We start from the raw sequence: 23,156 nt of genomic DNA, 5'->3' as shown, positions 1-23,156 counted from the left end.
ATCTGCTCAGGCGCAGCTTTTGCCTGGATTGCCCCCTGCAGTGCAGTCGCATCTTGCTTCAACTGCGCGGATTCGGCTTTAGCGGGCAGCTGACCGATGGCCTCGGCAGCGGTCGCCGAGAATTCCTTCATCTCGGCGTACTCAACCTCGTTGACCACCTCGCCCTCGCGGACGGCCTCCCGATAGTCGACGGCGATGTAGTCCAGTAGCCGCCACGTCGTGGGCACGTTCTTCTCGGACGCAAAGGAGACATTGCTATGCAGGAGCGCCGCCAGGCCTGCAAGCACGAGGACGATCGATCGAAAGGTCATGTAGGTATCAACAGTAGGGAGAGGGGCCGGCTGGCGGCTATGCGTGATGGCGGCGGCTGATCACGGCAGTTCGTCAGGTCCCGTGGGACGTCCAGTGCATTGCGCGAACAACTTGATCGCCTTGTCGCAGTAGATGCAGTGCCCATGGCAACAGTCGTGCATCAAGAACGCGACAAGATCCGAGAGCGCGGGGAAGTCCGCGCTGTAGATGATCGATTTGCCCTCTCGGCGAGCCAGCGTTAACCCAGCCTGCTCCAGTTCCTTGAGGTGAAATGACACCCGGGAGGGTTGTGCGCCATCGAGCGCGGCGGCGATCGCGCCTGCAGACATGCCGTCCGCGCCGGCCACGACGAGCATGCGAACGATGCGCAGACGATCCGCATGGGCGATGGCCCCGAATCCCCGTAGCGCCGCGGTCTCGTTCATTTCAATATTTCAACATATGATGAAATATTAGGATGACGGCCACAGCCGCAAACGTCAACTGAGACTCATTCTTGATTGGGGCCGGGCCTACTTGGCTGGCCCTTTCCTCGTAGTGATGCAAGGTGCTCTGGCGAGGCGGCAGCACGCTGGAGCGTGGATGCGGCCTATCGGTTGCGCGATCGTCGCGGTCGTTTGTTCGGCCGCTTCCTGAAGGTTGGCAACGCGTCCTGCGTGACCCGCTTGCCCTTGGGATCGGGCGTGGCGATATCGCCCATGCCCACCGCGGACAGCTCCTTGAGCATCAGCATCACGGTGGGAGATCGCCGAATCTCACCGGTGGCCATCGCCACTTGATAGTTGGAGGCAGCGATGTAACAGCACAGCGCGCTCACCAGCTGCAGAGCGATCACCCAGGCCTGCGCCAGCACCGGTACATCGCCGGCGACGACCAGCCAAATCATGTACAGGCTGCCCACGCTCATCAGCAGCAGCGCGGCACACAAAACAAGGGCCCGTGTCTTGGGCGCCGCCACATGGGGGCGTCCGAGCTTGGTCGCGATCCGCGCCACGGCCAGCAGATACACCGGCAGACCCGACACGGCGATCTGCAGCAGCGAGAGCGAGGTGGCTGTACCTGCCAGCCAGAGGCCGGCGATTGTCAGGACCCCCGCTAATAGCATGTCGGCTAGCGAAGGACGCAGCGCGTGCCAGAAGCGTTTCAGGGAGGCCAGATCCCCCTGCGTGGCCGCGAGCCTGACGTCCCATCCGTGCAGCGCGAGCAAGGTAAGGAAGACCGCCCCGATCACCGATCCCAGCCACGCCAGCGCGAAGTGCATCCCGCTCCAGGGCATCACGAAGGCACCGACCGTGCCCAGGCCCACGCCCAGCATGAAGATGGCCGACAGCGCGTAGATCACGTCGCGGTTCCTGACAGGACGCGTGCGTACGCCTTCACTGCGGCCACCGCGAATGCAGGTCGTCGATGACATAGCGGTGGGCATGCTGCTTTCCGCCCTGCCCCAGATGGGCGTGACCCTCGGGCAGCTCCTCGTGGGTATGTGTGATCTGTTCGGGATCACGAGAGCTCCACACCCAGCGGGCCAGCACTGCGCTCAGCAAGGCCACCATGGACAAAATCCCCAACGCTGCTGCAAATCCCAGCTTGGCGCCCAGGAAACCTGCGATCGGGTACGCCAGCAGCCAACACACGTGCGAGAGGGAAAACTGTGCGGCGAACAGGAACGGCAGATCCTCTTCGGCGCCGGAACGACGGATGAGTCGGCCACCGGGCGTTACCAGGCCCGCGTACGACATGCCCAGCAGCAGCCAGATGCCCGCCACGACCGGCCAGGCAGGCTTGCCGCCGACACTGAACCAGTACACGGTGGCCGCGCTCAGCACCACCGTCATCGCCGTGGCGGCCGAGAGCATGATGCGGCGATCGGCGATGCGATCGAGCAGGCGCGGCAGGCACAGAGCCACCAGCATCGAGCCCACGCCGAAGGCGGCCAACAGCCAGGCCACCTCCCGCTCGCCGCCTTGCAACACCGTGCGCGCGACCACGACCGTGTTGACGAACACCATCGCCCCGCCGGCGGCGGCGCAGAGATTGAGCAGCAGCAAGCCGCGCAGGCGTGGCGTGCGCAGGTAGATCTTCATGCCGCGGATGGCCCGCGCGTAGGGACCACCGGCGCTGGCGCTGCGCGTACCGACAGGGAACGTCGTCCACATCACCAGCAGCGCCGACAGCAGGAAGCCGGCCGAGGTGCCCACGAACAATCCTTGGAACGCGATTACCGTCAGCAGCGCGGCGGCCAGGGCCGGACTGAGCAGACTCTCCAGGTCGTAGGCCAGCCGCGAGAGCGACAAGGCCCGGGTGTACTTGGCCTCATCGGGCAGGATCTGCGGGATGACCGACTGGAACAGGGGCGTAAAGCACGCCGAGGCCGACTGCAGCACGGCGATCAGCACGTAGATCTGCCAGATCTCGGTGACGAACGGCAGCGCCAGTGCGACCAGGGCCCGGATCACGTCCAGCCCGATCAGCACGATCTTGCGCCGGTGCGGCGGCACCACCGCACCGGAGACCGGCGAGAGCAGCACGTACACGATCATCTTGATGGCCAGGGCCAGGCCGAGCACCTGCCCGGCCTGATCGCCGGCCAGGTCGTAGGCCAGCAAGGCCAGCGCCACGGTCGCCAAGCCCGTGCCCAGCAAGGCGATGACCTGGGCGGCAAAGAGCTTACGGAAAGTGAGGTTGGTCAGGACATCCAACATGGGAAGACCTCAGCAGTGGTGGCGGCAGTACGGGTATCGCTACAGCCTCTGACGTTCGAAATAGATGCCGGAGTAGGCATTCACTTCGTAGTCCGGCTCGAAGGGCACGCGCAGATGGCGCTCGGGTAGCTCCCAGCGATCGCGTATCTGATAGCCGCGTTCGGCCATCTGTTGCACCAGCGCGGCATCGGACTGGACCCGATACGGACACACCGCCACACCCAGGTTCTGCAAGGTGAAGAACTCGCGGGTGGCATGCAGCGGCGTGAGGTTGAACAGGACATGGCGCGGCGGCGCGATCAGCCGGTCCAGCAACTCGGGCAGGCTGTACTCCAGGTACTGCAGTGCGCCGGTACTGATCAGGACATCGCAGCCGTCGGCGACCTCAGGAATGTGGACGAAGCGCAACTGACCCGACCGATCCCGTCGCGCGGACAACAGCCGACCAGCCTGCAGCACCTTGTCCAGGTCATGGACGTTCCAGATCAGTCCGGCCGGATAGTCGATGTAGCGACCAAAGCCGTAGTAGGCCAAGCCTACGTGTCCGCCCAGATCGAAGATGCGCCTGGCGCCATCAGCAATGAGCTGATGGATCCAGTACAGCGCCGGGTAGTCGCAGGCACGCAGCCGGTTGAGCTGCTGGCGGTACATGATCGTGACCTGATCCAGGTCGTAGCTGGCGGGCAAGACCTCCGAGGACAGGCGCTCGGCATCGAGCAGCGCGTCCTCGTAGCTGCGGTAGATGCCGTAGTACAGATTGCCGTGCTCGTAGGGCTTGGAGAAATACCGTCGATACATCGGTTTGCCGACACGCCGGAGTCCGGGCAGCTCCATCACCTCGCGTGCCAGGCGAACCACGGCGTGCTTGATGCGCCCTTGGTCTGCGCTAGATTGAGCGGACATACCTCACCTCGACAGAGAAGGTGTCCCAAGGCGATCGGGAAGCCGACCGCCTGGGACGGCGAACGATCAGTTGGTCTTCTTGGCTTCCGGGGCCGGCTTCTTGGCGCCGTCGGCCTTGGCCGGCTTTTCCGGCACGCCGCACTTCTGCTTGAGCGCCTTGACTTCAGGGAAGGCGGAGTCGTCGGTGAAACGCTTGGTGTCCTTCAGATCCTCACAGGTCTTGGGGATTTCCTTCTCTTCGTCGTGCGCGCCCGGATGGGCCAGGGCCGACAGCGAGACCAGCGACAGCGCAACCAGGCCGGCAATGGACAGTGAACGAGCTTTCATCTTCAGTTCCTTCGTGATCGGCGCGTGGCCGAGGATGGGTAGGTGTCGCGAGGACCCAGGCTCGCGACGGTGGGTCGAGGCGATGCCACGACCCGCTTAAGGCGCCTGGCCGCCACGGGGTTACATCACGCGCTTGATCTGGGCGTAGTCGCCGGCCGTACGCAGGGTGATCGTCACCGTGGCCTCGCTGCGGTTACGCCAGAACCAGCCGTGGCTGCCGTTGAAGGCCGCTTCCAGCACGCCTTCGTCGGCGGCCACGCCGCGTCCTTTTTCGTAGCTGGTGGATTCGCCGCCGGTACCGCCATCGCCATGGGTGTCGAAGTTCACGACACCGCCCTGCGCGGTCCAGGTGAAGTTCGCCTTTTGACCGGCTGTCATCGCCAACTTGACCTCCGCGCCTTCTCCTGGCGCCAGAACGACCTGCATCTGATCGCGCCATTGCGTGGTGTCCACGGCCGGTGCTGCCGCCGCTGCCGGTGCTGCGGGGCTGGCGGATGAGGCGGCCGATGAGATCGGCGCGCCTGCCGCGGCCGCGGCCGCATCACGTGCGGCATCGGCGGCGGCTTCTTCAGCCAACTGACCCTTGATCTCACCCATCTCGGTTAGCCCGAGCATGCGGCCGACACCGGTGGGGTCGATGGCGTACTCGGACGGCAGCACGACGGTGACCAACAGGACGACGGCCACGATGAAGGCGATGATGGTCGAGCGCAGCAACTGGCGCGAGGACGGCAGATCGGTGTTGAGAGGCTTGCTGTTGTACATGGTGTGTTCTCGCAATGTCTTGAATTAGGAAACGAAGTAGCCAGTGAGCTGCATGCCGATCAGGATGAAACCGGCGCACATCATCGCGACGTTGGCGGTATAGGCGTGCTTCCAGAAGCCGCGCGAGCGGCGCCAGTAGCCCATCACAATCAGGATTGCGCCCAAGGCCAGCAGCTGGCCGATTTCCACGCCGACGTTGAAGGCCAACAGGTTGGGCACCAGACCATCGGGAGAGATGTCGTACTCGATGATCTTGGTCGACAGGCCAAAGCCGTGGAACAGACCGAAGATCAACGTGGCCGCCTTGGTGTTGGGTTGAAAACCCAGCCAGCGTTGGTAGGCGCCCATGTTGTCCAGCGCCTTGTAGACCACCGACAGGCCGATGATCGCGTCGATCAGGAAGCTGTTGATGCCCACGTTGAAGTACACGCCCAACAGCATCGTGGTGGAGTGACCCACCGCGAACAGCGTGACGTACAAGGCGATCTGCTTCATGCGGTACAGGAAGAAGATCACGCCCAGCAGGAACAGGATGTGGTCGTACCCGGTGGCCATGTGCTTGGCGCCCAGGTAGGCAAACGACAGCAGGTGCACCCCGCTGATTTCCTGGATGTAGCCCTTATCACCTTCGGCTACGGCATGGGCCAGCGCGCCGTTGGCGGTGAACAACAACAGCAGCAGGCCCGCCAACAGAACCAGCGTGCGCGTGGTGGAGGCGGAGATCATGCCGCCCCATCCGGAGGGTTTGTAGAGAAGTGAGTTCATTCGCATCTATAGGTATGTGGAAGGGATCAGGAGGGGGTGGAGCGCACGCGCGCCCCACCCCACTGGATTACGGGGCGCTCGGAACGTGCTCGACTTTCGGCGGCGCCTCGGCGCGCGGCTCTTCCTTGCGATGGACCATGCGGTACAACGCCGGCAGGACCAGCAAGGTGAGCAAGGTGGAGGAGATGATGCCGCCGATGACCACCGTGGCCAGCGGACGCTGCACCTCGGCACCGGTGCCGACGTTGAGCGCCATCGGCACGAAGCCCAGGCTGGCCACCAGCGCAGTCATCAACACCGGCCGCAGGCGCGTCAACGCTCCTTCGACCACCGCCTCGTGCAAGGACTTGCCGTCCTCACGCAACTTGCGGATGAAGGTGATCATCACCAGGCCGTTGAGCACCGCCACACCGGACAGGGCGATAAAGCCCACGCCTGCCGAGATGGAGAACGGGATGCCGCGTAGCACCAATGCCATCACACCGCCGGTCAGCGCCAGTGGCACACCGCTGAAGACGATCGCCGAGTCCTTGGCCGATCCAAAGGCCATGAACAGCAGGCCGAAGATCATGACCAGCACCACGGGTACCACGACCGTCAAACGCTCACTGGCCGAGATCAACTGCTCGAACGTACCGCCGTACTCGATCCAATAACCGTCAGGCAGCTCCACTTCGCTGGCTACCTTGCCGCGCAGCTCTTCGACAAAGGAGCCCAGATCGCGACCCCGCACATTGGAGGTGATCACTACGCGGCGCTTGCCGTTCTCGCGACTGACCTGGTTGGGCCCCAGCTCAATGGCGATCTTGGCTACCGCACCCAACGGGACCGAGGATGGCAACGCCATGCCTTGAGTACTGGCATCACGCTGTGCCGGCACCATGATCGGCAGTGCAGCGAGCACCTTCAGATCCTGGCGCTTGCCTTCGGGCAGTCGCACGACGATGTCAAAGCGTCGATCACCCTGGAACAGCTGGCCCGCGTTGGCGCCGCCCAGGGCGGCAGCCACCGTGTCCTGGATGTCGGCCACGGCCAAGCCGTAGCGCGCCAAGGCGGCACGGTCCGGGTCGATGACCAACAGCGGCAGGCCGGTGACCTGCTCCAGCTTCACGTCGGCATTGCCTTCGATTCGACTGGCCACGTCTTCGACCTGCGAGCCCAGGGCTTCCAGCTGCGCCATGTCATCGCCGAAGACCTTGACCGCCACTTCCGCGCGCACGCCGGCGATGAGCTCGTTCATGCGCATCTGCACCGGCTGGGTGAACTCATAGTTGTTGCCGGGGATGGCGCGAACGGCCTTCTCCAGCTCGGCTACCAGCTCGGCCTTGGGCTTGCGCGGATTGGGCCACTCATCCCGATCCTTGAGCATGATGAAGGTGTCGGCCACCGAGGGTGGCATCGGATCGGTGGCCACCTCGGCCGTACCGAGCTTGGCCACGACCTTGTCGACCTCCGGGAAGGCCTTGATGACCGTCTCCAACTGCTCCTGCATGCCCACGGCCTGGGTCAGGCTGGTGCCGGGAATGCGCAAGGCGTGCAAGGCGATATCACCCTCGTCCAGGTTCGGAATGAACTCCGTGCCCAGTCGCGTGGCCAGCACACCGCACAGCACCACCAACACTGCTGCCGCCGAGACCACCGCCACCCGCATAGCCAATGCCTTTTCCAGCAATGGGCCGTACAGGCGCGACATACCGCGCATGATCTTGGTTTCCTTCTCCTCGACCTTGCCGGTGACGAACTGGGCCACCGCGGCCGGAACGAAGGTCAGCGACAAGGCCATCGCCGCGGTCAGCGCCATCACCACGGTAATCGCCATCGGGTGGAACGTCTTACCTTCCACACCGGTCAGGGCGAAGATCGGCAGATACACCGCCGCGATGATGAACAAGCCGAACAGGCTGGGCTTGATGACCTCGGCACTGGCCACGGCGGCCAGATCGAATCGCTCCTCACGGGTGAGCAGACGGCCCAACTGGTGCTGCCGTTCGCCGAAGCGACGCAGGCAGTTCTCCACGATGATCACCGCACCGTCCACGATCAGACCGAAGTCCAGTGCACCCAGGCTCATCAGGTTGGCCGAGACCCGGTTCTGCACCATGCCGGTGATGGTCAGCAGCATCGCCACCGGAATGACCGCCGCGGTGATCAGCGCCGCGCGGATATTGCCCAACAGCAGGAACAGCACCGCGATGACCAGCAGCGCGCCCTCGAGCAGGTTCTTCTGCACGGTGGCGATACTGCGATCGACCAGGTTGGTGCGATCGTAGATCGCCTTGGCAGTCACGCCCTTGGGCAGGCCGGCTTCGATCTGCTTGAGCTTCTCGCCAGCGCGCTGGGCCACTTCGCGACTGTTCTCGCCTACCAGCATGAATACCGTACCCAGCACGACCTCATGGCCGTCCTTGGTCGCCGCACCGGTGCGCAGTTCCGAGCCGATATGCACATCGGCCACGTCCTGCACCTTGAGCGGCAGTCCTTCGCGGGTCGCCACCACCACCTGACGCAGGCCGGCCTCATCGCCGATCTGACCGGGGATGCGGATCAGGTTCTGCTCACCGCCCCGCTCGATATAGCCGGCGCCGGTACTGGCGTTGTTGCGCTCCACCGCCGTGAGCAGGTCATCGATACTCAAATCGAAGGCCAGCAACTTGGCAGGATCCGGCGTGATGTGGAACTGCTGGACATTGCCGCCGATGGTGTTGACCTCGGTGACGCCTTTCAGATTACGCAGCTGCGGGCGAATGACCCAGTCCTGCAACGTACGTAGATCGGTCGATGTCCACTCGGTGCCATCGGGCTTCCTGGCGCCGGCATCGGCCTCGACCGTGTACATGAAGATCTCACCCAGACCGGTGGCGACCGGACCGAGCGTGGGCTTCACGTCAGCGGGTAATTGCGAGGCGGCTTGTTGGAGCCGTTCGCTGACCTGCTGTCGGGCGAAGTAGATGTTGGTACCGTCTTCGAACACCACCGTGACCTGGGACAGGCCATAGCGGGAAATCGAGCGGGTGTATTGCATGCCGGCCATGCCGGCCAAGGCGGTCTCAACGGGAAACGTTACCCGTTGCTCGGCTTCAAGCGGTGAGTAGCCGGGCGCCTCGCTGTTGACCTGGACCTGCACATTGGTGATGTCAGGCACGGCGTCGATGGGCAGACGCCCATAGTTCCAGACGCCCAGCGCACTGACGGCTAACACCAACAGCAGGACCAGCCAGCGATGCGCGATCGCGGCTCTTATGACGCGTTCTAGCATTGTCCTGTCCTCAGTGGTCGTGGCTGGCGCCAGACTTGTCGACGTCCGCCTTGATCAGAAAGCTCTGCTCACTGACGTAGGGCGTGTTGGGTTTCAGACCCCCAAGCACTTCGACAAACTCACCATCGCGTGCGCCCAGTTCGAGCATGCGCACCTCGTAGGTCTCCCCTACCTGGGCAAAGACCACGGTGAAATCGCGAAAGCGTTGAAGGCCCGACTCTTTGACCGCCAGCGGGACCTCGCGCGAGGCCACCGTCACCTCTGCCGAGACCGCCATGCCCGGGCGCCAGCGCCCTTCGGCGTTGGGCAGGGTCACGCGTGCCACCACCGTCTGGCCGGTGGCCAGCGGCAGCAGCGTCTCGATCGTGCCTTCGGCACTGGTACCGCCCGTGGCCGAGGAGACCTTGACCTGCTGGCCGGGCGTGATCTTTTCCGCATCCGGACCAATGGCGCGCAAGTCGACCCACACATCCGACATGTTGGCGATCTCCACCAGCGTGTTGGTATCGGCCACATCGCCCACGTTGGTCGGGCGTTGCAACACAATGCCATCGAAGGGCGCGGTGACGGCGTAGGTGCGCATGCTGTCGTTGCCCTCGACCGTGACCAGCGTCTGGCCACGCTTGACGCGATCGCCCTGCTGGACCTGGACCGAGCGCACGATGCCGGGGAAGCGTGCCTTGACCTGCGCGCGCCGGTTGTCATCCACGGCCACATTGCCCATCACCTGGATGGTCTCGCGGATCACCACCGGTCCGGCGTTCTCGACGACCACGCCGCCGTCTTTGGCGGCTTGGGCCGGGATCGTCGTGCGGCCTTCATAGGAGTCGTAAGTCCAAGTATGGGTTTTCCCCGCGTACTGGGCTTTGACTTCCACATCGAAGGAATGCGGCTCGGTCACCTGGCCGCTGCCGGTCAGGTACTGGTCTTCAGGCGTGAAGGTGAAGATATTGGTTTCCCCGTCCAATCGCTTGAGCGTCACGGTGGGAACCACTTCGCTTGGCTTGATCAGCTTTCCATCTTTGTAGGCATACAAACGATACTGAGGTGGAACGTTAGTTTCGAAGATCGTGACTTCGATGGCGAAATCCCCATCACGCAGCATGCGGCCGCGATTGGGACCGCGCTCGTAGTCGCCGCTGGCCGGGGCCGCTTCAGCGGCGGCTTCACCGGCCTTGGATGCCGGTTCACCGCCGCACGCCACCAACAGCAAAGGCAACAGCAAGAGAGTGAGATGACGACTCATGGAAAGGTGTCCTGGGTGGTTGCGGTGAGCCGATCGAGCTCCACCAGCAAGGTGTGATAGCGCGCATAGGCCTCGACGAGGCGCTCGCGCAGTTCAAAGAGCGTGGTCTGCGCCTGGGAGAGCGAGAGAAATGAGAACCGCCCTGCTTCGAAGCCGCGCCGGGTAAAGGCCAGGGCTTGCTCGGCTTTGGGCACCACACGTCCGCGCAACGACTCCACCTCGGTGCGTGCATGGCCCAGTTCCTGGTACTTCTCAAAGACCAGTTGATGGCGCTCGAACTGCTCGGCTTTTCGGCGCGCTTCGATGGCCGCCAGTTGCGCGTCGGCTTCGGCGATGGAGTACCCCGCCCGCGTGCGGCTGCCCAACGGTACGGACACCGACATCACCAGACCTTGATCACTGGGCCCTTCCAGACGACGCACGCCGACGTTGAAGTTCAGATCGGGTTTGCGAGCCGCCTCAGCGATACGACGACGGGCTTCGGCCAGGCGAGCCTCACGCGAGAAGGCTTGCTGATCGATCGTGTTCGGCAAGCGCGCCAGCAGCGTGTCCAGCGGTTCGACCTCGGGCAGATCGGTCAGATCAGCAGCCACCGTGTCGAAGTCCGGGATCGTGTCGCCCCAGGTCGCGGCCAAGGTGGTGCGGGCGCTGCTGAGCTCGTGCTCGGCATGCTCACGATCCAGCTCTGCGTTGGCCACGACGATTTCAGCCGCACGCAGATCCGACTCGGGGTTGCGTGCGGCCCAGACCCAGCCTGCTACCTCGCGGCGCGTACGCTCGGCTTGGCGAACGCGTTCGTTGGCAAAGTCCAGGCGCTGCTGATCCACTGCGACTTCGATGAAGCGGGCCGCCGTGCGACTGGTCAGTTCGATACGCGTGGCGTCGGCAGCGGTTTGCTGCTGATCGATCTCGGCAGCGCCCAAGGCCTGGCGAGCGGCGCGCTTGCCGCCCAACTCGATCAGACGGCCGATCCGCAAGGTGCTTTCGGCCGAATTCACTCCGCTGAGTGAACCGGTACCGCCCACGTTCTCCAGTTCGCCGGTGACGAAGTACTGCGGGGCCAAGCCCTCGCGCTCGGCGCGGGCACGGACGGCATCGAGTTGAGCTGCTTCGGCCGCTAGGGCCGGATTTGCACCTAAGGCGCGGGAAACCGCCTCCTGCAGGCGCAGAGGTTCAGTGGCGTGTGCCCATGGCACAACACCACAGGCTCCGGCCAAGGCCAGAACCCATGCATAACACAAGTTCACGGAACATCTCCGATTGGTTGATGGACAGACGTACTCAGGCCGCGCTAACGGCGGCCGGCCCTGTCATCAGGCAATCGGAGGTCTAAACGGCGAAGAGAGTCGCTGGGGAAGCGAAGAAGCCGGCGTCCACTGCAGACGCTGAGAGGCAGCCACTTCGACGGGCGGCAGGCGGAAACTGGTGAGCAGGCCGGAGGAAGAACCCGAATCGGCCTGGTGCATCAGCAGGTGCGTGCCCGAGGCGTGGTCTTGGTCGTGATCGGCATCGAGGGCATCGCCAGGATGGCCGTGGCCGTGCTCGCTCGCGACTTCGGCCGCATGCGCGGCCCCGTGGATTTCACCCACGAAATTCAGTGCCGGCCGCACGAGAACGCCCAGCACCAGCAGCAACAGCATGCTGACGTGCAAGACACTCTTGGCGCGGGCGGAAAACCGGATCACTGCATTAGCCTACGGGGTTAAGGACGGGCCTGTCCAGCACAGACGTTCGGGAAAGCAGCACCCACCAACGGTCTGCGATCAACGGGCATAACGGGTCAGCAAGTCCATGATGGCGCCGGCTTCCTTGGCCCGCTCGGCCTCGGTTTCGGCGGTCACCACATGCTCGCTCAGATGACCGGCGAGCACTTCCATCATCAGCGCATGCATGGCGCCCTTAGCCGCGGCAATCTGGATCAGCAGATCACCGCAGTCGCCTTCGGCTTCCAGTGCGCGCTCCAATGCCGCGACCTGACCGCCGATGCGGCGAACGCGGGTGAGCAGCTTCTTTTTGTCGCGGTGGGTATGCGCCATGGAAGCGATCATATACCCTATGGGGGTATCCAGCAACCCATCCCTGCCCCGTCATGAACCTCGATGCCCTGGCCGCTACGCGGCGCCATTCCCACGCCTTCGACCAAGGCAACCCGCTCGCCGAGCGCAACACGCGTCGGGCCATGATCCTGACCCTGATCATGATGGTCGTGGAGATCACCGGAGGCTGGTGGTACAACTCGATGGCCGTGTTGGCCGATGGATGGCACATGAGCTCCCACGCGTTGGCACTGGGCCTGTCGGTCTTCGCCTACGCCTGTGCGCGCCGCTTCGCGCAGGACCGTCGCTTTGCCTTCGGCACGTGGAAGATCGAAATCCTGGGCGGTTACACCAGCGCAATCCTGCTGCTGGGTGTGGCAGGCCTGATGGCCTTCCAGTCCATCGAGCGCCTGTTCCGCCCCAGCACCATCCACTACGAGCAGGCCATTGCCATTGCCATCGTGGGCCTGGCGGTCAACCTGCTGTGCGCCTGGTGGCTGCGGGATCACCATGATCACGGGCACGGGCACGACGATCACCATCACCATCACCATCACCATGAGCATCATGGCGATCACGGACACAGCGCCCATCACGATCTGAACCAGCGCTCGGCTTACCTGCATGTCATCGCCGATGCGGCGACCTCCGTGTTGGCGATCATCGCGCTGCTGGGTGGCATGTACTTCGGTGCGGCCTGGCTGGACCCGGTGATGGGGCTAGTGGGCGCGGCCCTGGTCTCGGTGTGGGCCTGGGGCCTGATTCGCCAGACCAGCAAGGTCTTGCTCGATGCGCAGATGGATGCTCCCGTAGTGGAAGAAATCCGCGAAGCCATCGAGCAAGGCTCGGTGCCGGCGCGTATCAGCGATCTGCACGTCTGGCAGGTAGGCCGTGGCAAGTTCGCCTGTGTGGCCGAGGTCGTGACCGAAGATCCCGTGCATCCGGATCATTTCAAGCATGCCTTGGCCATTCACGAGGAGATCGTGCACGTGACCATCGAGGCGCGGACCGCGCTCAGTGAAACGCCGCGATGAGCCGCCCCTCCCCTTGCACGGACATCTGCCAGTTCGATCGGAAGACCGACGTATGCGTGGGCTGCTTTCGCACCACCGAGGAGATCCGCAGTTGGCGCAAGTACACCGAGCACAAGCGACGCAGCATTCTGTCGCACGTGCCGCGGCGGCGGGCCAAGATCCAGGCACGTCGCGGCCAGCCGTCATAGCTTTGCGCACGAGCGCAGCGACGGCTACAGCACCTGCAGGGTAATCAGCGTCAGCACGAGGTAACGGCCCACCTTGGCCAGCGTCACCAGCAGCAGGAAGCGCCAGAGCGGCTCTTTCATGACCCCGGCGGCCAAGGTCAGCGGATCACCAATGATCGGCACCCAGCTCAGCAGCAACGACCAACTGCCATAGCGCTCGGCACAACCTCTGGTTTGATGACGAGCAGAAACTGGTGCACATGGATGAGGGGTTCTCGCTCGGCATTGACATCGCTATGGCCGCGCGACGACGCGCACTACCTGGCGCCGCGACGCCACCAGGGCTACTGACCCACCATGAAGGAACGACGCTAAGCCGCATCTTGCAAGAGATTCAAGTCAGACCTGAGCCTGCGGTTCTTGATCAGGGATTCCAACTGTTGGAGTTAGATGGCCCAACGCGGGACGATCTCAACCGGCTGATTGACGGGCAGGCGCAGCAGGCCGCCCGTGATGGCAAGCCGCACAGCCTCGCGCTCATGTTCGCGGATAAGAGTGGACTCACGGTGCTGATCAGTGCGGAAAATGACCTAGAGGCGTCTCAGAGGCTGGCCGTGCTGACGACGCGCCGAAAATACCTGCAGAAGGCCGACCTATGGTTCGGCCTGTGCCTGGCCCCAGACCAGGCCCGGCTAAGATTCGGCATGCGACTGGCAGAACCTTGGCATCAGGATGATCAACTCGATGCCGCTGTGGCCCGAGAGGAACAGGTCCCGCCAGTGTCACGGAATGCCGCCATGAGGCAAGTGCTTCGAGGCGGAGAAGGCAACCAAAAAATCGGTCGAAATGATCCTTGCCCATGCGGTAGCGGACGAAAGTGGAAGAAGTGCTGCGGCCCATGAATTCCGAGTAGTCGCTGGCGCCGTGCGCCCTATCGCAACTTCTTCTTTCCGCCTTTCGGGTTAGCAGGAGCGCCTCGTCGAGATAGCTCCGCCCGCAGCGCAGCGTTCTCCGCCTTGGCTACTGCGAGCTCTGATTCGGCTTCTTCCAAGCTCGTTCGCAGCTCATGTGTGTGGTCTTTATGCGTACTGGCATGGACTGCTCGCTGATAGGCCACTTGAGAGGACAAGCTCCTGTGCCCCAGCCTATGAGCGGTGCCGTGCATGACATCCTCCATCGCGGTCGAGTAGCCGCCCGCGCGCCGCGAGGAAAGATCGTCGCGCGTGGAATCCTCTGCATACTTGCGACGAAACGAGTGAACGCCCGCGCCGCGACCGGCCTCAACCCCAATTTTCCTGAAAGCAGAGCCAATCATCTGCGTTATCGTCTTGTTGCCCAGGGGCGTGCCGGTTTTCCCACTCACGAAGAGTCGACCCTTCGCTTCTTTCTCACTCCATCCCCCCTGAATCAGCCAGCGCTCTCGCCATTGAATGAATCGTGAGATGCGTAGAGCAAGCGTTAGAGGAACGCCAAATGAGTCAGAGTGTCCGCCTTTCTGAATCGCGGGTCGGATCGGAACGCCATCGCCAGGCATTTTCTCATTCGGATGCGTTGGAAAGTCACCGCTCTCCAGAAACGTCATTGTGCCGGCACGCCAACCTACACGTGATGCGAGCTCAAGAATGATGAGGTTTCGCTCAGCGATGAAAGGGTCGTTTGCCTCGGACAGGACTTCCGCGACCTTCCTTTTGTCTTGGCCGCTCGCAAAGTACTGAGCACCCGATCGATTCCCCAATCTCCCGAACAGCAGCGGATAGGCATTCTTGTCCAGACCACTTTTCCGTTTACTGTTAGCCGAGGGCATGTTGAGTGTCGATTTGATCGGCGCGTCTTCGCCGGGCCCAAGAATCGTTCCGCATCGCTCCGTCCGCTCTGCCCAAGCGTAGTAGCGGTAGATCCACTTGAGCTGGATATTGACCGTTCGCTTTGCTGCGTTCTCATTCCCCTTGCCACGCACCGATGCTTTCACCCGCTTAAGCGCAAGATCTTTGAATCCCCGTAGCTTGGCATTGTCGGCATCCTTCCAACTGGCGCTTGTGCCGTCCAGAAATCGCAGCCACGCCAGCAACGCGTATGACACTGCTTGCACCTTGGATGTGTACGCTTGGCTCGATCCACTCTTGGCCTCGGTCTCGGCGACATAGCACACGTAGTCATGAAACTCGTCCATGAGACGTAGCTTCGCGTTGTAGAAGACTGGCAAACGCTCAGTGCCGACTCCTACCCACTCCACCAAAGCTTCAGTCCTCGTCACCGAGCATCTCCATGATCTCCATGACAGTGGACATACCTACTTGGCGATTCATCAGAAGGCTACCGGCGCTGCCATGCTGGCGAGCACCGGCGTCTGAGACATCCCCAATGCCGCGTATTCTCATGTCGTGTTCGGCAAGAACGAATCCATCGTTGGTATCAACCAGCGCCTGTAGCCTTACATCTGCATCTAAACCCACCGCGCGGGGCAGGTACAAGTAGCAGTGACCCTCTCCCCCCTCCCGTGCCAAGCGCCCACGCAACTGGTGTAGCTGCGACAGACCAAAGCGTTCTGCATGGACGATAACGACGCCTCGCAGATTGGCAATGTTCAAGCCCACCTCAACCACGGTTGTGGCGACTAAGATGCGGGCAGCGCCCGTTGCCATGTCTTCGAAAGCCTGGTGTACATCCGCCTCACCCGAGGCCCCATGCAGGGCGCGCACTAATCCAGGGAACATGGTGCTCCACTTATGTGCCACGCGCGCCACCGATGGAAGGTCAGGCCCTTCATCGTCCTCCCCCTCCTCCCTCCGAGGACACACGATCAGAACTCGAGCGCCTGCATTCAGCAGGCTCCTGAGATGCTCAACCATGTCCGATGTGCCGTTTCGATGCACAATCTGGGTACGGATGTCTTGCGGACTGTGGCGTTCCGTCAATCGCAGCACATCCAACTTCCCGTACAGCAGCATGGCCTGTGTGCGAGGAATAGGAGTGGCGCTGATCTCGACAACATGCGTTCCATCCTTTACCAAGGCACGTCGCTGCTCCACCGAGAAGCGATGCTGCTCATCGATGACGCACACATCCAAGTGGCCAATGTCACGAAACAGTAGGGCCGTTGTTCCGACGAGCCAACGCGCGTTCGTCATCGCTCGATCATTCGTCTTCCCGGTAACCAGGGCGGCATCGAACTCAGGAAATAGACGACAGATCTCCTGATGAGCCTGCACAGCCAGTCGTTCGTTGGGCAGGAGAACGGCCGCGCGTGCAGCCGAACGGACAGCGGAGGCAACCGCCATTTGGTAGACGATCGACTTCCCCATGCCGACATCGGCATTGATTAAGGTAGAGGACGCCTCTGTCCCACCAAAGCGCTCTGTCAGGCGATCGACCGCCCTAGCCTGCTCGTGCGTGAGGACAAAAGGCGCACGCGATGCGAGATCCTGCCAAGGCGAGAGGGCCAGCGGCTTTCTCACCGCGACTGGACACTGCTTGGCTGCCCTAAGATCCCCCACCGTGATGAGCGCTGACAAACGCTCAAGGTGCCATTGCGCGCGCTCTCCCACGTCCGGCGACGAAGGGAAGTGGGCTCTAACCAGCAAGTCCTCTAGGGTTCCTTCGGGCCTTCCCAGCAGTCTTCTCAGTTGCCCGTCGCTCACAAAGGCTCGTGCCCTTGCTCGGAGTTCTGCAGCACACAGGGGGATGGTAGACGGCAGTAGAGCTGCCATGACTCGACGGGCCATGGCCAGGGACAGCACCCGCGCCTTGCCTGGGTAGTGGGGCACTACCGCACCAATCAGACTCTGATCCAGCAATGTCGGATTGTTCAAATAGACATGCGCGCCCACCTGGGTAAGCGTACCCGCGAGTGCGATCGGCCCCTCGGACTCTTCGAGTGTCTTCTGCAGCGTTCGCGCATCGCCGAAGACCGAGAAACGTAGCTGCATCCCCTCCTCATCAAGGAGTGCCCCTTGCGCTTGCGGGCTGCGCTTGCCTCCCCAGCGCCCTGCACCCCACTTCGTACGCATGTTGCCTGCGTAACGTCCCACAACTACAACTTCCTGTCCCTGGCCGGTAAGGCCAAAGAAGCGCTCAATGGGTACTCGCGCATCTAGATAGCGCGACGGAAGGTAGAGCGGTACCTGCCACCGCTCCACCAGGCCCGTGGACTGGAGCTTTTTAAAGCCCTTCGCGGGCTCTATACCCGCACCCAGAGCCACAGCAAGTGCCAGGCCAGGAGCGAGGTCATGATGGTGATACATGGCGGTGATTTGCTGTCTCTGTTCTGGCGGCATCATCTATCGAACCGACTTGAGGCTCGTCGTCTTACGCAAGGTCTTAGTTAGCGCTGCGATTTGCTCATGTGCCTGAGCCAGTTCGCGCTCTTTCTCCCTTAGCAGCCCCAAGGTTCCCTGGTGCGCCCTCTTCTCGGCACCGAGATCTCTCCGGGCCGTGCGGACTTCGGCTCTTGCCTGACGATACCCCAGTAGTGCTCCGGCGCGCTTAGCGCGCTCGACCTCCGCCTTCTCCTTTGCATCTTCCACAGCAAGCTCAGGATTCAAGGCTCTCCGACAAGCTTCGGCTGTGACCTCCAACTGGCGAAGCAACTGGTTGATAGCCAGATGCAGCGAGGCATTAGATTTGAGCGTTTGGAACGCCGTCTTGCGAAGAAGCGGTTCGGACTCACGGACCGCCGCAGAGTTCTGACTACCATCCCAGGCACTGAAGCTCCGAAGACTGGTCGGATACCACTCAAGCTGTTTTGGATGCTCCGAGCCGACGCACACGGGAACTCCATCACGCGCCCAGCGCGTCATGAGATCCTTCTTTGCACTCATGGCAAGATCTGCCTGAGCACGCAAGCGACGTGAAACATGCTGATCAGAGACACTCATTCCGGCACCTTCTTTCCTGGTGGCTTGGTCAGTGGGCATCGCTGACGTTGGATAAGCGACAGTTCCAACTCTACAAGCTCTCGAGAGCACGAGGCGGTGGCGCGAAGAACTTGCGCTTCTCGCGGGTCGGTTGCCAGAGCTGCCTGCTCATCCAGGCGCTTGGCATCCTGCTCCACGTTCAGCAAAAAGGAGCTCGATGTACTGTGAAATACACAGGCGCCGCAGATATCCACTCCTGCCAGCTCCCTACGAATTGTCCCCTCCTTGCTACAACGCCCTCTCAAGCCGACCCGCGCGCCAGATTCTTCCGCCCAACAGACCCCATGAGACATCGGGGTTGGCGCGTACCCCCTGCTCTTAAACTGCTTTCGGATTTCGCTTTTCAGGGTCGCTGGGTCGCGATCAGGAAACTCGACGTGCCGCCAGATGCGCTGAATCCAACGATGTACACGCCTCGTCATTGGCCCCCCGGCACCGTCGGAAGTTAGCATCGCATCCAACTGCGCATCCGCGTAGTGGCGCTGGGCTTCTGACATCTCTTGCTCTGGGAAACAATCCGCTCTGTGCCGATGTAGTGCCTCAATTCGATCTGCCTTGTCTCGCATGGCTGGGTCGGTGATGTAGACCCTGGTCGTTTCGAGATCAAAGTGTGCAAGGAACTCCGACAAGGCCTGCAACTTGGGGTGTTCCCATCGATAGAAGTACACCAGCGCAAAGAAACGTCGGAACATGTGAGTCTTGCGTTCAGAATCAGCAACTCCCGCCAGCGAATACAGTTCCCCGCTGTGTTCGTCAAAGGAAAAACCAAACATGGCGCTCGCATCCCCGAGAAGCGCCGCGCTGCCGGGGAAGGAGAACAGCTTCTGGGCACGCCTATCCTGATCCGAGGTTCCGACCTCCTCGCCGGGAAGAGCGGCGGCCCTCAATCTTGTCAGCACGTCCACTGCATGCACCGTCAGCGCTGATGCCGGCATCTTCATCCAGGCATTCCAGGTCTTCTCGATGTAGATGTCCAGGGCATATGCATCGATATCGGGATCAATCTTCTCAAGGCACGCCGCGTAGATGCCCCATGGCCGACTCCCCTCTCCGACTACCTCATTCTTTCTTCTTGCTTGCGTAATGGCAATCAGGACGAAAGCCGCCGTCAAGAGATTCTTCACCAGCAGGGAGATGCTCTCACCGGTTGCAGTGGTGAACGAGGCCACTTCATAGGGAAAGTCCACACGCGACTTTAGCTCTGCGTATCGTTCACGTATCGCTGCATTCACGCGCGTGCTGACGTTCGCCTCGCCTTTGTACTCAGATGCTGTCCCAACAAGCGTCTCTCGCCAGAACGCCACGAGCTCGATAACTGCATCAGCCTTGTTGTAAAGCCACTCAAGCGACTCCGCTAGCAACTTAGCAGCATCCTCCACCGTCAAGTTGGCGGTCCGCCCATCCGGAATCCCGTTGGCAAGGCGCGCATGAAGCCGGGCGTTAGCGAAGGGTTCAAAGCTCAGCCTGTCAAGCGTCGCGGGAAGAATGCAAAGTCCATTCAGTGCACCGAAGCAGTTCTTGAACGACGCCTCGGACCAGGGCTGCATATCGTCGCTTCTCCGTTCCGCCCCGACTGTCACCTTCTGCATCAGACCAGCTATTTCCTTACGGAGGAACATCGGATACTCCCGCGATGTGACTACGTATCCAAGGTAAGAGGAGAGTCGCTCCGAAGAGATGCTGCAAGTCGCCCCATCATGAGATGAAGCAACCTGCAGAAGTAGGGCTTTATCGTCTTCGCAGCGCCTGACTAGCTCCCTCAGCTCGGCCTCCGTGTTTAGGGCGCTGAACCACCCCTTGGGTTGCAACTCGAGCGCCAGCCTCCTCATATCGTCCAAGGTCACATCGGCCAACTTGTAGATCCGATTCTTCACGCACCATGCGAAAAACCTGGACGTATGATTGAGCGAGTTGACCGCTTTACCTAGAGCGTCATGCCCGGTCCCGGCTGACAGAACGTTGCAAAATTGCGCGCGCGCAACATCTACCCAGTGCGGAAATTTCCCAAGAGTGAAGCTTTCCGAGAAGGGTCCGTCAGGACCATTGGCTGGCAGCGGAATTCGGGAGAGGTCGATGAGCCTAATCTTGTCACCGTTGGCCACCCGTAGAACCGGGTCATTCCAATCGCTTAGAATCCTTCTATCTCGTGCAACTCCCGTGGGCCAAGCGCCCTCATCTGAATCTCGGTTTGGCGATGGCGCAATCAAACCAGCGTCAACTTTCACGCCTTTTTTCATACCCTCTGCTCCAGCAAACACGCATACTCGGAGTCCGAGATGAGTGCCCAGAGTGCGGCTGTAAACTCGATCCGTGGAAGATGGACCTTGGAGAATCTCTCCGATGATTCAGCGCGTAATCTTTGCCAGTTCTGTGCGTAGTAGGCCCTCTGTCGAATGAGATGCATGACCCTGATCTTGTCCAGTACCAAAGGCTGCTCTGGGTCAACCATCCAGACGTCACACTCCGGCGGCATCAGACGATCCGTCACCGCACTGTCACTCACGGGAAATAGCAGCCTCTTGTCCACGTACGAAAGAGGCATCCCGCTCTTTGTCACCGCATCCTCGCCACCAGCGGCCCACACAATCGAGGCGCTTAGCACCTTCTGGAACTTCGCAATGTTGGCTGAGTTCAATACCCGAAATACGGTGCCGTCAAGATAGCCCGCAGTTGTCCTGATGCTTGTGTGCCCCAGGCGTCCTTGTGTCGCATGTGGATCGTCATGGCTAAGATAGTCAGCACCCGCGCTCTGATTTCGAAGCTGCTCCCGTGTAAAGTGCGGAAGCTCGTAGTAGGCAATGAATCTCGACAGAATTTTATGGTCTGTACCTCGCCCAAAGACTCGACGGCCCACCCCTTTCTCGATGAAGGTAACAAACAAGCCTGGCGATTCGCGAGACCAGTAGCGATCGACGTTGGCGTTGTGCTCAATCATAAGATCGATGCCAGCCTGAAGGAGCTTATCGACCGGCTCCACACTGGCGTTTTCCATCTCTCCATTTTTTCCCTTCAATGACTGGAACTCCAATCGCGCCCCCTCGCGACGAACCCCATTAGCCTCCAGATGCTTCACCGTGTCGCGATTCCATGAAGTGACTATCTGTATCTTCATTTCAATTGCCAACTGAACCCAGCGTGGCACCCACCAGATCATTTGAATGGCAAAAGAGTAGAATGGTGATGAACGACCTCCGCACCAGTTCACCAGTTCTGGGTACTCTTCGCTGATCCGTCCGAATGCGCGGTTGAAGCGACCTTGGTGGACATTCGAACGAAGCTCCCTATCGCGAGCCTCTCGATAAAGCTCGTGCTTCTGAGCGGCAAAGAAGGTGACTCTTGCAATGTCCTCAGTGGCAGCACCTCTCAGCCATTGCCGGAAATCCTCTCGCCCGTCACCAAGCCCCTTCATTTGATCCACGTAGGACCGGAAAGAGTCATCAACGCCCATCTCACCGGCGCGAAGCATGAATTTCCGCCAGTTGATGAACTCTGCTAATGCATGGTCACACGCATTCTCGATACGCTTCAGCCTATCTTCCAAGTGTTCCGCAGCACGCTCTCTACTCAGTGCGCCATCACCTCCTACGACGTGAATGATTGGAGGGCGGTTCTCCGGCGATATCGCTCCAGGATCGGCAACCTCACTGATGAGTCCGCGACTTCTTCTCGCCCAGTGCTTCGTGCTATCCAGTTGAACCTTGCTCGCACGAGTTCCTAGCGATTGAAATGCGCCATGAAAGGCCTCTTGGAACGCGCTCAGGTAGCCGCTTCTTGACCGCGGCTCTAGAGGGCGGGCATCACAACATGAGATCAGTGCATTGGTGAGAACTTGGAGATCATCTTCCTGAAGAATGTCAGATCGTGAGCTTAGGATTGCACGAACCCTAGCTTGCGAAATGCACGACGTCGCGCAGATCCATTCAACGTGACGCATCAGCCTTTGGAAGTACTGATGACTTACGGGAGTTGGCATCGCATCCAACACTTCCGTCAAGAGGCCGCCCTGCCGAACTCCCAGTTGTTCGAAGTCCACAACGTACCCTGGGTATGTCCTACGTCCGTGGGGGTTGTTCTCTGTCGGGAGGAAGACTAAGTTGCCTTGGCACGCTTTGAATTTGACGGCGGCCGCGTTCATTCTCTCTTGAAGTGCCGCCCACTCCCCGGTTCCAGGGCCGCCGGGAAGTCGCAGCCGTAGCTGCGAGAAGATGACAACCAGGCGCGCTCGTGGCCCCTTTGGCGTTACGCTTATCGCGCTGCTAGAGAAGCCGCGGGCTTCGGCTTGTTCGATGATTGCGCTGGCATGGCAGACTTTCGCTTCGTTACGCTTCTCGCAGATTGCATAGTCTGCGAGGAATGCTTCCATCTTCTTAATCACCGCTTCCATTCTAGAGGGCGGATAAACCCGCCCCACTAGACGCGTCACCAGGGCTTTCAGTGAAGAGCGGGGAAACGCTTCGCTTTCCAAACACTGTGTAGCTCCGACCCACACGAGATCAGCCTGCTCTTTCAATGTGGATTGAATGCGCTCCAGAAGCTTTTCAGTCCATCCACCTGCTGGCCGAAGCAAGGGGATTTGGATCGCGCCACATTTGGTGTGGACAGCCACCGTTGCCTTGATGTCTTTTGGACGGCGCGCCCGAGCGCCTTCCCGCCAGGACTCCTGGATGGCATCTAGTAAGTACGCCAGGAACAACTTGACATGCCATCGAAGGGCACCCCGCTTACTCTGA

Annotated in this window: 20 protein-coding genes; 3 read left to right on the top strand and 17 right to left on the bottom strand. The window is 61.3% G+C overall.

Going from position 1 to position 23,156, the window contains the following annotated elements; all coding sequences use genetic code 11:
• Positions 1-371 precede the first annotated feature (371 nt).
• The 12 genes from CSC76_RS03940 to CSC76_RS03885 all read right to left on the bottom strand — a co-directional run bounded on the left by CSC76_RS03940 (position 372) and on the right by CSC76_RS03885 (position 12,312).
• Positions 372-737 carry an ArsR/SmtB family transcription factor gene (locus CSC76_RS03940; protein ID WP_056881667.1) on the bottom strand — a complete coding sequence of 122 codons (366 nt, stop codon included), beginning with the start codon at positions 735-737 and terminating at the stop codon, positions 372-374.
• Between the two features lie 164 nt (positions 738-901).
• Complete coding sequence (locus tag CSC76_RS03935; protein ID WP_155944764.1) at positions 902-1,654, bottom strand: hypothetical protein; 753 nt, start codon at positions 1,652-1,654, stop codon at positions 902-904.
• A 34-nt stretch (positions 1,655-1,688) separates the two neighbouring features.
• A complete protein-coding gene (locus tag CSC76_RS03930; RefSeq protein ID WP_056881669.1) occupies positions 1,689-3,014 on the bottom strand; it encodes an MFS transporter in 1,326 nt (441 codons plus the stop codon).
• Between the two features lie 39 nt (positions 3,015-3,053).
• Positions 3,054-3,917 carry a methyltransferase, TIGR04325 family gene (locus tag CSC76_RS03925; RefSeq protein ID WP_081420488.1) on the bottom strand — a complete coding sequence of 288 codons (864 nt, stop codon included), beginning with the start codon at positions 3,915-3,917 and terminating at the stop codon, positions 3,054-3,056.
• A gap of 66 nt (positions 3,918-3,983) precedes the next feature.
• A complete protein-coding gene (locus tag CSC76_RS03920; RefSeq protein ID WP_056881671.1) occupies positions 3,984-4,244 on the bottom strand; it encodes a hypothetical protein in 261 nt (86 codons plus the stop codon).
• A 120-nt stretch (positions 4,245-4,364) separates the two neighbouring features.
• Positions 4,365-5,009, bottom strand: coding sequence for a hypothetical protein (locus CSC76_RS03915; RefSeq protein ID WP_056881672.1), 645 nt, complete (start codon positions 5,007-5,009; stop codon positions 4,365-4,367).
• A 24-nt stretch (positions 5,010-5,033) separates the two neighbouring features.
• A complete protein-coding gene (locus tag CSC76_RS03910; protein WP_056881673.1) occupies positions 5,034-5,735 on the bottom strand; it encodes a HupE/UreJ family protein in 702 nt (233 codons plus the stop codon).
• A gap of 106 nt (positions 5,736-5,841) precedes the next feature.
• Positions 5,842-9,030 carry an efflux RND transporter permease subunit gene (locus CSC76_RS03905; RefSeq protein ID WP_056881674.1) on the bottom strand — a complete coding sequence of 1,063 codons (3,189 nt, stop codon included), beginning with the start codon at positions 9,028-9,030 and terminating at the stop codon, positions 5,842-5,844.
• Positions 9,031-9,040: 10 nt separating this feature from the next.
• A complete protein-coding gene (locus CSC76_RS03900; RefSeq protein WP_056881675.1) occupies positions 9,041-10,276 on the bottom strand; it encodes an efflux RND transporter periplasmic adaptor subunit in 1,236 nt (411 codons plus the stop codon).
• Entirely contained in the window at positions 10,273-11,523 is a 1,251-nt protein-coding gene (locus tag CSC76_RS03895; RefSeq protein WP_081420489.1) for a TolC family protein, read from the bottom strand. The genes CSC76_RS03900 and CSC76_RS03895 overlap by 4 nt, the downstream gene beginning before the upstream one ends.
• 66 nt (positions 11,524-11,589) lie before the next feature.
• Positions 11,590-11,916 carry a hypothetical protein gene (locus CSC76_RS03890; RefSeq protein ID WP_155944765.1) on the bottom strand — a complete coding sequence of 109 codons (327 nt, stop codon included), beginning with the start codon at positions 11,914-11,916 and terminating at the stop codon, positions 11,590-11,592.
• Positions 11,917-12,039: 123 nt separating this feature from the next.
• Complete coding sequence (locus tag CSC76_RS03885; RefSeq protein WP_056881807.1) at positions 12,040-12,312, bottom strand: metal/formaldehyde-sensitive transcriptional repressor; 273 nt, start codon at positions 12,310-12,312, stop codon at positions 12,040-12,042.
• Between the two features lie 53 nt (positions 12,313-12,365).
• Here CSC76_RS03885 and dmeF point away from each other — a divergent pair, with 53 nt between their 5' ends.
• The 3 genes from dmeF (at position 12,366) to CSC76_RS03865 (ending at position 14,415) form a co-directional block, all read left to right on the top strand.
• Positions 12,366-13,346: a CDF family Co(II)/Ni(II) efflux transporter DmeF gene (dmeF, locus tag CSC76_RS03880; protein ID WP_056881678.1), complete on the top strand. Its 981-nt coding sequence runs from the start codon at positions 12,366-12,368 to the stop codon at positions 13,344-13,346.
• Positions 13,343-13,534 (top strand): DUF1289 domain-containing protein, encoded by a 192-nt coding sequence (locus tag CSC76_RS03875; protein ID WP_056881679.1) that lies wholly within the window; start codon positions 13,343-13,345, stop codon positions 13,532-13,534. Before dmeF ends, CSC76_RS03875 begins: the two co-directional genes overlap by 4 nt.
• Before the next feature lie 239 nt (positions 13,535-13,773).
• Positions 13,774-14,415: an SEC-C metal-binding domain-containing protein gene (locus CSC76_RS03865; RefSeq protein ID WP_162108745.1), complete on the top strand. Its 642-nt coding sequence runs from the start codon at positions 13,774-13,776 to the stop codon at positions 14,413-14,415.
• Between the two features lie 29 nt (positions 14,416-14,444).
• Here CSC76_RS03865 and CSC76_RS03860 read toward each other — a convergent pair whose 3' ends face one another.
• The 5 genes from CSC76_RS03860 to CSC76_RS03840 all read right to left on the bottom strand — a co-directional run bounded on the left by CSC76_RS03860 (position 14,445) and on the right by CSC76_RS03840 (position 23,119).
• Positions 14,445-15,683 (bottom strand): site-specific integrase, encoded by a 1,239-nt coding sequence (locus CSC76_RS03860; protein ID WP_155944768.1) that lies wholly within the window; start codon positions 15,681-15,683, stop codon positions 14,445-14,447.
• Between the two features lie 70 nt (positions 15,684-15,753).
• Positions 15,754-17,787, bottom strand: coding sequence for a DEAD/DEAH box helicase (locus CSC76_RS03855; protein WP_162108744.1), 2,034 nt, complete (start codon positions 17,785-17,787; stop codon positions 15,754-15,756).
• Positions 17,788-17,790: 3 nt separating this feature from the next.
• A complete protein-coding gene (locus tag CSC76_RS03850; RefSeq protein ID WP_162108743.1) occupies positions 17,791-18,387 on the bottom strand; it encodes a hypothetical protein in 597 nt (198 codons plus the stop codon).
• Positions 18,384-20,300, bottom strand: a complete 1,917-nt coding sequence (locus tag CSC76_RS03845; protein ID WP_056881693.1) for a hypothetical protein — start codon at positions 20,298-20,300, stop codon at positions 18,384-18,386. Before CSC76_RS03845 ends, CSC76_RS03850 begins: the two co-directional genes overlap by 4 nt.
• A gap of 359 nt (positions 20,301-20,659) precedes the next feature.
• Positions 20,660-23,119, bottom strand: coding sequence for a hypothetical protein (locus CSC76_RS03840; protein WP_155944770.1), 2,460 nt, complete (start codon positions 23,117-23,119; stop codon positions 20,660-20,662).
• Positions 23,120-23,156 lie beyond the last annotated feature (37 nt).

Source organism: Pseudoxanthomonas mexicana (assembly GCF_010093385.1).
Lineage (GTDB): Bacteria > Pseudomonadota > Gammaproteobacteria > Xanthomonadales > Xanthomonadaceae > Pseudoxanthomonas_A > Pseudoxanthomonas_A mexicana.
This window is presented reverse-complemented; position numbering and strand designations above follow the sequence as displayed.

Bases quoted from the DNA above. Each gene is read 5' to 3' on its own strand.
- CSC76_RS03890 (WP_155944765.1), bottom strand. From the start codon at position 11,916: ATGCTGTTGCTGCTGGTGCTGGGCGTTCTCGTGCGGCCGGCACTGAAT.
- CSC76_RS03915 (WP_056881672.1), bottom strand. From the start codon at position 5,009: ATGTACAACAGCAAGCCTCTCAACACCGATCTGCCGTCCTCGCGCCAG.
- CSC76_RS03925 (WP_081420488.1), bottom strand. From the start codon at position 3,917: ATGTCCGCTCAATCTAGCGCAGACCAAGGGCGCATCAAGCACGCCGTG.
- dmeF (WP_056881678.1), top strand. From the start codon at position 12,366: ATGAACCTCGATGCCCTGGCCGCTACGCGGCGCCATTCCCACGCCTTC.
- CSC76_RS03910 (WP_056881673.1), bottom strand. From the start codon at position 5,735: ATGATCTCCGCCTCCACCACGCGCACGCTGGTTCTGTTGGCGGGCCTG.
- CSC76_RS03920 (WP_056881671.1), bottom strand. From the start codon at position 4,244: ATGAAAGCTCGTTCACTGTCCATTGCCGGCCTGGTTGCGCTGTCGCTG.
- CSC76_RS03860 (WP_155944768.1), bottom strand. From the start codon at position 15,683: ATGGACGAGTTTCATGACTACGTGTGCTATGTCGCCGAGACCGAGGCC.
- CSC76_RS03865 (WP_162108745.1), top strand. From the start codon at position 13,774: ATGGATGAGGGGTTCTCGCTCGGCATTGACATCGCTATGGCCGCGCGA.
- CSC76_RS03905 (WP_056881674.1), bottom strand. From the start codon at position 9,030: ATGCTAGAACGCGTCATAAGAGCCGCGATCGCGCATCGCTGGCTGGTC.
- CSC76_RS03930 (WP_056881669.1), bottom strand. From the start codon at position 3,014: ATGTTGGATGTCCTGACCAACCTCACTTTCCGTAAGCTCTTTGCCGCC.
- CSC76_RS03855 (WP_162108744.1), bottom strand. From the start codon at position 17,787: ATGCCGCCAGAACAGAGACAGCAAATCACCGCCATGTATCACCATCAT.
- CSC76_RS03850 (WP_162108743.1), bottom strand. From the start codon at position 18,387: ATGAGTGTCTCTGATCAGCATGTTTCACGTCGCTTGCGTGCTCAGGCA.
- CSC76_RS03875 (WP_056881679.1), top strand. From the start codon at position 13,343: ATGAGCCGCCCCTCCCCTTGCACGGACATCTGCCAGTTCGATCGGAAG.
- CSC76_RS03900 (WP_056881675.1), bottom strand. From the start codon at position 10,276: ATGAGTCGTCATCTCACTCTCTTGCTGTTGCCTTTGCTGTTGGTGGCG.
- CSC76_RS03940 (WP_056881667.1), bottom strand. From the start codon at position 737: ATGAACGAGACCGCGGCGCTACGGGGATTCGGGGCCATCGCCCATGCG.
- CSC76_RS03885 (WP_056881807.1), bottom strand. From the start codon at position 12,312: ATGGCGCATACCCACCGCGACAAAAAGAAGCTGCTCACCCGCGTTCGC.